The sequence below is a fragment of the Thermoanaerobaculia bacterium genome, from assembly GCA_035717485.1.
Classification (GTDB): Bacteria; Acidobacteriota; Thermoanaerobaculia; order UBA5066; family DATFVB01; genus DATFVB01.
In genome coordinates this window covers 1-8,524 of record DASTIQ010000285.1, presented here as the reverse complement: position 1 = coordinate 8,524, position 8,524 = coordinate 1, and the positions used below count along the sequence as shown (strand labels likewise).

Here is an 8,524-nt window from a genome sequence, read left to right as displayed (position 1 = left end):
AGAGGGTCCGGGGGCGCTCGTAGAGCGTCCTCGCCGTTCCGCCCTCGAGAAGGCGGCCGCGCTCGAGCACCCCGATGCGGTCGCCGACCTCGAAGGCCTCCTCCTGGTCGTGGGTGACGAGGATGGTCGTCACCGAGAGCTGCTGCTGGACCTCGCGGAGGCTCCGGCGGAGCTGGCTTCGGATCTTCGCGTCGAGGGCGCCGAACGGCTCGTCGAGGAGGAGGACGGCGGGCTCGTACGCGAGGGCCCGCGCGAGCGCGACGCGCTGCAGCTGGCCTCCGGAGAGCTGATGGGCGTACCGGCCGCCGAGGCCGCCGAGCCCGACGAGATCGAGCAGCTCCTCGCGCCGCCGGGCGCGGTCCGCGGATCGGACGCCGCGGATCCGCAGGCCGAACTCGATGTTCTTCGCGGCGGTCATGTGCCGGAAGATGGAGAAGTTCTGGAAGACGAACCCGACGCCCCGCTGCTGCGGAGGAAGTCCGGTCACGTCCCGGTCGTGCAGGACGATCCGGCCGGCATCCGGCGGGAGGAGCCCTGCGATCAGCCGGAGCACCGTGCTCTTGCCGCTGCCGCTCGACCCGAGCAGCACGAAGAGCTCGCCGTCGCGGAGCTCGAGGGTGAGCCGGTCGACGACCGGCTGCGTCCCGAACCGCTTCGTCAGGCCGTCGAGGACGATGGACATCAGGCCGCCCGCCGCTCGCCGCTCCGGGGCCCGCGATCGCTCAGGAGCACGAAGAAGATCAGGAAGGAGAGCAAAGCCAGAACCGCGGCGACGGCGTTCGCCTCCGCGATCCTTCCCGCCTCGAACTGCGCGAAGATGTAGAGGGGCGCGGTCTGCGTCCGCAGGCGCAGGTTCCCCGAAACCATCACGGTCGCTCCGAATTCGCCGAGAGAATGCGCGAACGTCAGGAGCACGCCCGTCGAGATTCCCGCGCGCAGCGCCGGGAGGACGACGAAGCGGAAGGTCTGCCAGCGGGTGGCGCCGATCGTGTAGGCGGCTTCCTCGTAGCTCTCCTCGAGCTCGTCGAGGAGAGGCCGCACGGCGCCCACCATGTACGGGAACGTCACGAAGACGTGCGCGAGGAGAATCCCCGCGGGCGCGAACATCGGGTGGATGCCCGCGGGATCGAGGAGGCGCCCGAGCCAGCCGATCGGCCCCCAGAGCAGCAGGAGGGACGTCCCGACGACGACGGTCGGGATCGCGACCGGAAGATTCACCACGACGCTGAGCGAGCGTTTTCCGAAGAAGCGGTATTTGGAGAGGACGTACGCGGCGAACGTGCCGAGCACGGCGTTGACCGCCGCGGTTCCGAAGGCGATGAGCACCGAGAACCGCATCGCGAAGAGGGCGTCGGGGGAGCGCAGGACCTTCCAGAACGCTCCGAATCCTCCCCGGAGCGCGAACGCGAAGACCGCGCCGAGCGGCATCAGCATGAGCGGGAGGAGAACGAGGACGAGGATCGCCGCGGGGATGGTTCCGCGCCGGCCGTTCACGGGTGCACCGCCTTCATGACGTCGTCGCGCCAGACGCGGTCGACGATCTCGGACTTCGCGCGGGGCCATCCCCCGAAGCGCTCCACCCCGAAGGGCTCGGCGATCGCGCCGAAGGCGGGATTCCCGGCGTTCCAGCGTTCGTCCACGCTCCGAAAGCCGTAGCGGACGAAGATCCGCTGCGCCTCGTCGGACCAGAGAAAGGCGGCGAACGCATCGACGAGCGGCCGGCGCGGGGACGCGATGTTGCGGTCGAGCACGACGACGGTATGGTCGCTCAGAACGGTCGCGCGCGGGTACACGACGTCGAACGGGAGCCGCCGGCGGGAGCGGTCCCATACGGCTTCCTGTTCGTAGGTCACGAGCGCGTCGCCGAAACCGTTTTCGAACTGCGTGCGCGCGGCGCGCGCCGACGAGGACTGCGCGACGACGTTGCGCCAGATCCCGAGGAGAAGTTCCCGCCCCCCTCCCGGGCGCGCGATCTCGCCGGCGCCGTACTCGGCGAGAATCGCCCAGAGGGCGCCCCCGGACGTCAGCGGGTCGGGGTGCACGATGCGGACCCCGGGGCGCGCGAGATCTTCGAAGCCGTGGATGCCCTTCGGATTTCCGGTCCGGACGAGGATCACGAATGGCGTGCGATTGACGACTCCCCCGTGGGGGAGTTCCCGCCACGACTCCTCGCGCGTTCGCCCGCCCGCGGCGATTCGCCGTGCGTCGAGATCCAGCGCGACGAGGGCGAGGTCGGCGGGAACTCCGAGCAGGACCTGGTTCGTGATCGTTCCCGACCCCGCGAACGAGCCCGCGAATTCGACCGTCTCGCCGGTCCTCTCCTTCCAGCGGGACTGAAAGGCGGGGAAGATCCCGTCGTTCATCGCCTCGCCGAGGATGCTGAATCCGTAGAAGACGATCGTGCGCGGGGCCGCGGACGAACGGCGGAAGAGCGCGGGCCAGAGGGCCCACAGGAGCAGGCCCGCGCAGAGGAGAGCGGCGAACGCGGAGCGGGTCCGGCCGAGAGACCCGGGACCGCCGGGCGTCTCATGCTCGAAATTCGTCATCGGGGGCGGGGACATTCTCTCAGATCCCCGGCACCCGCGCTTCCCGGCACAGGGGTTGCACGATCCGCGGGAGATTGAGCTCGAAGACGCTGATCCTGTTCGCTCTGGGCATCCCGCTCGCCGTCTTCGGACAGGACTCGGCGCCCCCGACTCCCGTCCCGGTCCACGAGGACATCGTCGTCACGGCCGACCGCGCGCCCGGGCCCCGGGACGCGGCGCCCGCGGCGGTGTCGACCCTCACCCGTACCGAGATCGACGCGCTGCCCGCGCAGAACCTGGGCGAGCTCATCCGGTACCTTCCGGGGTTCGAGCTCTTCTTCGGATCGGACGCCGGCGGAACGCCTCCGATGCTCACGGCGCGCGGCTTCTTCGGGGGAGGGGACGCCGAGTACGTGCAGGTTCGGATCGACGGCGTGCCGAGCGGCGACGCGAATTCGGGAATCGTCGACTGGCGGGCGCTCCCGGCGGAACGGATCGAGCGGATCGAAGCGGTCCGGGGCGCGGCGTCTCCCCTCTACGGAGACGCGGCGCTCGCGGGCGTCATCCAGGTCTTCACGCGGGGCGGCGACGGGAGCGGCGCGTCGGCATCGGCGTCGGCGGGGAGCTTCGGGGGCGCCGCGGCGAGCGCCGCCGCCCGCGTCGCCGCCGGAGACTTCGGACTCTCCGCGGCCGGAAACGCGTCGCGGACGGACGGATTTCGCGCCCACTCGGCGGAAGACGACCAGGGATTCGCCGTCGAGGCGCGCCGTCCGGATGAGGACCGGACGTGGTCGTTCCGCGTCGCCGGAACCGGGAAGGACCGCGACGATCCCGGCCAGCTTTCGCTCGATGCCGCCCGCTCGGACCCCCGCGCTTCCGATCCCCTGTTCCGGTTCGACCACGAGAGGACCGACCGGCTCCGCGGATCGATCGCTTTCGAACAGAGCGGTGCGGCCGTTCCGTTCCGCGCGCTCGCGTACGGAACGCTCCGTCGCACCGATCTCGTGAGGACCCTGCTGGTCGCGCCGGCGCTCGGCGAGACGGCCGCGCAGGCTCTGGATTCCAACGGCGTCGGTGCGGTCCTCGACGGCCGCTGGACGGCATCCCCGGCGCTCGGCGGAATCCGCCTTCGGGGCGGAGCGGAGTGGTCGCGCGACGGCATCGACAGCGTCTACCGCTCGGTCGACGAGAACGGCGCGGCGGGGGAGCGCGTCGGCGCCGCGCGCGGCGCCCGAGACCGGGAAGGCGCGTTCCTCGCCGCGGACGCCGATCCCTTTCCGCGGCTCCGCCTGACGGCGGGCCTGAGATGGGATCGCGTGTCGGACCGGCTGACGGAGCCGAGCGTCTCCTCGGCCCACGAGGCGTGGTCGCCGCAGGCCGGCGCGGTCGCCATCCTCGGATCGCGCGGCGCCGATTCCCCGTCCGTTTTCGTGCAGTATTCGCGCGCCTTCAAGGCGGCGACGTTCGATCAGCAGTTCGATCCGCGCCCGTTCTCCGACTTCCAGGGGGGAACGTTCACGATCTCGAACCCGGAGCTCGCCCCGCAGCGGGCCCGGATGCTGGAAGGCGGCTTCCGGGTTCCCGCCGCGGCCGGCCGGTTCGAAGTCACGGGGTACCGGATCGACGTCGACGACGAAATCGATTTCGATCCGGCGATCTTCCGCTACCGGAACATCGGGCACAGCCGGCACACCGGTCTCGAGACGCTCGCGACGTGGAGCTGGACGAGGTCGCTTTCGGCCTTTGCGTCGTGGGACTGGGCCCGCGTCGAGGCGCGGGGCGAAGGGAGCCCGGGCGGCCAGCTGAAGAACATTCCGGAGCACGTCGTGCGGGCCGGAGCCTCGGTCCGGCTCCCCGGGGAAATCGACGCCGAAGCGGTGTGGAGCTGGAGCGGCCGCCGGTGGCTCGACGACGAGAACCGCTTCCGGCTTCCCGACGCCTCCGTCGTCGACCTGCGGGTGGCGCGGAGCTTCGGGGACTTCCGGTTGCGGATCGACGTCGCGAATCTCGCCGACGAGCGTTACGCCGACGTCGGTTTCACGCTCGCCGACTTCCAGGGCAACGACGTTCCTTACGTCTATCCGGCGGCCGGCCGGAGCGTGCGTGTCGGAGTCGACTGGAGGCGGTGAACCCGCCGTTCAGTGTCCGAGCAGGACGTGAACGCCGTGAAGGATCCCGAGGAGCTCGAGGACGAGAACGGCGAGCGAAGCCGCGAGGGCGGCAACCGGGCCGAACGAGCTCCGCTTCGCGATCGGAACCTCGACGGTGGCCAGAGAAGCTCGCATTTCGTTTTCTCCCTTCGCGGGGGAGACGTCGCAACGCGGCTGCCAGCGAGAGGCGCCGCCCGAGGCCGGCGAACTTCTTCGAGAGTCGGCGGTTGCGGGATGAGCGGTCTCCGCCGCTCCTCCGCGCTTCTATCCTCCCCGCCGGTCCCTATCGAAAAGGATAGGGCTCGGCGTCCGCCGAAGAGGTCTCAGCCGGCGGAGGCGTCGCGGGTGGGGAGGAGCGCGCGAAGCTCGGGCGGCAGCGAGAAGTGGACGTCTTCCGTCACCGTTTCGAACTCCTCGACGATCTGAACGCCGAGCTTCTCCCGCGCGTAATCGACGACTTCCCAGACGAGGACCTCGGGAGCCGAGGCGCTGGCCGTCAGCCCGAGGACCCGGACGCCGGCGAGCCACTCCGGGCGGATCTGGTCCGCGCGCTCGATCAGGTGCGCGGGAACGCCGAGGCGCATCGACACCTCGCAGAGACGAACCGAGTTCGAGCTGTTCGGCGCGCCGAGGACGAGCAGGAGATCGACGTGCGGCGCCATCGCCCGGACGGCGTCCTGCCGGTTCTGCGTGGCGTAGCAGATGTCGTCCTTGGCGGGGTTGACCATCTCGGGGAACCGGCGGCGGAGGACGTCGGCGATCTCGCGCGTGTCGTCGAGCGAGAGGGTCGTCTGGGTGAGGTAGGCGACCCGCGTCGGATCGGGGACCTCGATCCGCTCCGCGTCCTCGCGCGACCCGACGATCCGGATGGCGTCGGGGGCCTCCCCGAACGTGCCGACCGTCTCGTCGTGCTCCTCGTGTCCGATGAGGAGGATCGTGTAGCCGCGCCGGGCGTAATGGAGCGCCTCGAGATGGACCTTCGTCACGAGAGGGCAGGTGGCGTCGATCGTCCGGAGTCGGCGGCGGCGGGCGTTCTCGCGAACTTCGGGCGCGACGCCGTGCGCCGAATAGACGAGCCACGCGCCTTCGGGCGCGTCCGCGACTTCGTCCACGAACCGCGCGCCCTTCCGGCGGAGCTCGTTCACCACGTATCGGTTGTGGATGATTTCCCTTCGGACGTAGACCGGGCCGTCGCAGACCTCCAGCGCCTTCTCGACGACGTCGATCGCGCGCACGACGCCCGCGCAGAAGCCGCGGAGCTTCGCGATCACGAGCTTTTCGACGGCCGGCGGAGCGGGGTTCTCGGACATCGTGCCCGATCATATCGCGCGCGCCCGCGTTTGCCGGGCGCGTCGTGCCGCTCCGGGTCGCCGCGATTCATCTGCCGTTAACGTCGAGGCACGACGAGGCGCCGGTCCGGCTCGATGCATCGCCGCGCATGCCTGCCGATATACTTCGTGCGTGCGGACGCTGTTCCTCAACCCCCCGTCCTTCGACGGCTTCGACGGCGGCGCCGGTTCGCGGTACCAGGCGCGCCGCGAAGTGCGCTCCTTCTGGTATCCGACGTGGCTCGCGCAGCCGGCCGCGCTCGTTCCCGACAGCCGGCTCGTCGACGCGCCGGCGCGGGGGCTCGCGCTCGCGGACGTCCTGCCGATGGCTTCGGAATACGAGCTCGCGGTGCTCCACACGAGCACGCCGTCCTATCCCTCGGACGTCAAGGTCGCGGAGGCGATGAAGAGGGAGAATCCGAAGCTCCGGATCGGGTTCGTCGGCGCGCACGTCGCGGTCTCTCCGGAGGCCTCCCTCGCGGCGTCCTCCGAGATCGACTTCGTCGCGCGAAGCGAGTTCGATTACACGATCGCCGAGGTGGCCGAAGGGCGCGACTTCGCGGCGATCGACGGCCTCAGCTGGCGCGACGGCGGCCGGATCGTCCACAACCGGGAACGGGCGACGATCGAGAACATGGACGCGCTCCCGTCGGTCATCGACGTGTACCGCCGCGACCTGGTGATCGAGGACTACTTCATCGGGTACCTCGAGCATCCGTACGTCTCGCTCTACACGGGGCGCGGCTGCCGTTCGCGCTGCACGTTCTGTCTCTGGCCGCAGACGATCGGAGGCCATCGCTACCGGACGCGCTCGCCCGCGAACGTCGCGGCGGAGATCCGGCGGGCGGCGGAGTACTTTCCGCAGGTGAAGGAGTACTTCTTCGACGACGACACGTTCACCGACGACGGCCCGCGCGCCGAGGCGATCGCCCGCCTCCTCGGGAAGATCGGCGTCACGTGGTCGTGCAACGCGAAGGCGATCGTTCCGTACGAAACGCTGAAGATCCTGAAGGACAACGGCCTCAGGCTCCTCCTCGTCGGCTACGAGTCGGGCTCGCAGCAGATCCTGAACAACATCCGGAAGGGGACGCGGATCGACTGGGCCCGCCGGTTCACCGAGGACTGCCACAAGCTCGGGATCGTCATCCACGGGACGTTCATCGTGGGACTTCCCGGCGAGACGCCGGAGACGATCGAGGAGACGATCCGCTTCGCGCGCGAGATCAACCCGCACACGATCCAGGTTTCGCTCGCGGCGCCCTACCCCGGCACGGAGCTCCATCGCCAGGCGGTCGAGAACGGCTGGTTCGTCGACTCGGGGCTCGTCGCCGGGGACGGCGTTCAGGTCAGCTCGCTCGAATACCCGGGCCTCTCGCACCGGCAGATCTTCGAATCGCTGGAGCGCTTCTACAAGCGCTTCTACTTCCGCCCGAAGAAGATGGCCGAGATGGCCTGGGAGATGCTCTCGAGCGCCGCGATGATGAAGCGCCGCCTCCGCGAGGGCGCGGAATTCCTGCGATTCATGACCGCCCGCGAGGACCAGGCCTGAAGGATCTCGTCGTCACCGGCGACGACTTCGGATTCTCCCGCGGCGTCAATCGCGCGATCGCCGAGGCGCACGACCGGGGCATTCTGACCGCCGCCAGCCTCATGGTCACCGGTTCGGCCTGCGGGGAGGCCGTCGCGATCGCCCGGGAGCGGCCGTCGCTCGCGGTCGGCCTGCATCTCGTCCTGGTCTGCGGCAAACCCGCGTCGCCGCCCGAGGCGGTCGGCTCGCTCGTTTCGGGCGATGCGTTCCGCGAATCTCCCGTCCTCGCGGGGCTCGTGTACCAGTTCTCCCGGCGCGCGCGAAGGGAACTCCCCGGCGAGATCCGTGCGCAGCTCGAGGCGTTCCGGGCGACCGGCCTTCCGCTGTCGCACGTCGACGGACATCTTCATCTCCACCTGCACCCCGTCGTGCTCGCGATCCTCGGCGATCTCGCGGCCGAGTTCGCGATTCCGGCCATCCGCCTTCCCTCGGAGGAGCTGCGGCCGGCGCTCGCCTTCGACCGGTCGTCCCTTCCGACGAAGCTCGTCTGGGCGGGAATCTTCCGGCTGCTCCGGCGCCACGGCGAGCGGCGGCTCGCCCGGGCGGGAATCGCGTACGCCGACCGCGTGTACGGCCTCTTCCAGACGGGGCGGGTGACCGAGCGCTATCTGCTGTCGCTCCTGCCGCGGATCCGCGGGCGACGGAGCGAGATCTACGCGCACCCCGCGCTCCCGGAGCCGGGCGAGCCGTTGAACGGTCCTCCCGGAGCGGGCCCCCGGGAACTCGCCGCGCTCCTCAGCCCGCGCGTGCGCGACGCGATGGAGGCCCACGGGCTGAGGCCGGCGACGTCCGCCGATTTCCGCCCGGCGGCGGCGCTCACGCCCTGATGGTCCCGGCGGTCGTTCGGGCCGCGCTGTACGTTTCCTGCGCCGGGACGGTGGCCTACGCGCTCCTGGCGATCGCGGCCGCGCGCGATTTCTTCCGCGAGACCCC

Annotated in this window: 8 protein-coding genes; 3 read left to right on the top strand and 5 right to left on the bottom strand. The window is 70.4% G+C overall.

Annotated features, from left to right (window positions below):
- From VFS34_15020 to VFS34_15010, 3 genes are all read right to left on the bottom strand, one after another.
- A partial coding sequence (locus VFS34_15020; GenBank protein HET9795762.1) for an ABC transporter ATP-binding protein occupies positions 1–682 on the bottom strand: 682 nt, incomplete at its 3' end.
- Positions 682–1,494 carry an ABC transporter permease subunit gene (locus VFS34_15015; protein ID HET9795761.1) on the bottom strand — a complete coding sequence of 271 codons (813 nt, stop codon included), beginning with the start codon at positions 1,492–1,494 and terminating at the stop codon, positions 682–684. The genes VFS34_15015 and VFS34_15020, both read right to left, overlap by 1 nt.
- Positions 1,491–2,546: a substrate-binding domain-containing protein gene (locus VFS34_15010; GenBank protein HET9795760.1), complete on the bottom strand. Its 1,056-nt coding sequence runs from the start codon at positions 2,544–2,546 to the stop codon at positions 1,491–1,493. The genes VFS34_15015 and VFS34_15010 overlap by 4 nt, the downstream gene beginning before the upstream one ends.
- A gap of 74 nt (positions 2,547–2,620) precedes the next feature.
- Between VFS34_15010 and VFS34_15005 the strand changes: the two genes are divergently transcribed.
- Positions 2,621–4,654 carry a TonB-dependent receptor gene (locus VFS34_15005; GenBank protein HET9795759.1) on the top strand — a complete coding sequence of 678 codons (2,034 nt, stop codon included), beginning with the start codon at positions 2,621–2,623 and terminating at the stop codon, positions 4,652–4,654.
- Between the two features lie 9 nt (positions 4,655–4,663).
- Here VFS34_15005 and VFS34_15000 read toward each other — a convergent pair whose 3' ends face one another.
- Together VFS34_15000 and ispH are read right to left on the bottom strand one after the other, a co-directional pair.
- Positions 4,664–4,810 carry a hypothetical protein gene (locus VFS34_15000; protein HET9795758.1) on the bottom strand — a complete coding sequence of 49 codons (147 nt, stop codon included), beginning with the start codon at positions 4,808–4,810 and terminating at the stop codon, positions 4,664–4,666.
- 188 nt (positions 4,811–4,998) lie between these two features.
- Positions 4,999–5,985 (bottom strand): 4-hydroxy-3-methylbut-2-enyl diphosphate reductase, encoded by a 987-nt coding sequence (ispH, locus tag VFS34_14995; GenBank protein ID HET9795757.1) that lies wholly within the window; start codon positions 5,983–5,985, stop codon positions 4,999–5,001.
- Between the two features lie 151 nt (positions 5,986–6,136).
- On the opposite strand from ispH, the gene hpnJ reads away from it, so the two are divergent.
- Together hpnJ and hpnK are read left to right on the top strand one after the other, a co-directional pair.
- On the top strand, positions 6,137–7,552 hold the full coding sequence (hpnJ, locus tag VFS34_14990; GenBank protein HET9795756.1) for a hopanoid biosynthesis associated radical SAM protein HpnJ: 1,416 nt from the start codon (positions 6,137–6,139) through the stop codon (positions 7,550–7,552).
- On the top strand, positions 7,456–8,418 hold the full coding sequence (hpnK, locus tag VFS34_14985) for a hopanoid biosynthesis-associated protein HpnK (GenBank protein HET9795755.1): 963 nt from the start codon (positions 7,456–7,458) through the stop codon (positions 8,416–8,418). The genes hpnJ and hpnK overlap by 97 nt, the downstream gene beginning before the upstream one ends.
- Positions 8,419–8,524: the final 106 nt, after the last annotated feature.

Excerpts from the sequence above, each read along its gene's own strand:
- VFS34_15010 (HET9795760.1), bottom strand. The coding sequence starts at position 2,546 with ATGACGAATTTCGAGCATGAGACGCCCGGCGGTCCCGGGTCTCTCGGC.
- VFS34_15000 (HET9795758.1), bottom strand. The coding sequence starts at position 4,810 with ATGCGAGCTTCTCTGGCCACCGTCGAGGTTCCGATCGCGAAGCGGAGC.
- ispH (HET9795757.1), bottom strand. The coding sequence starts at position 5,985 with ATGTCCGAGAACCCCGCTCCGCCGGCCGTCGAAAAGCTCGTGATCGCG.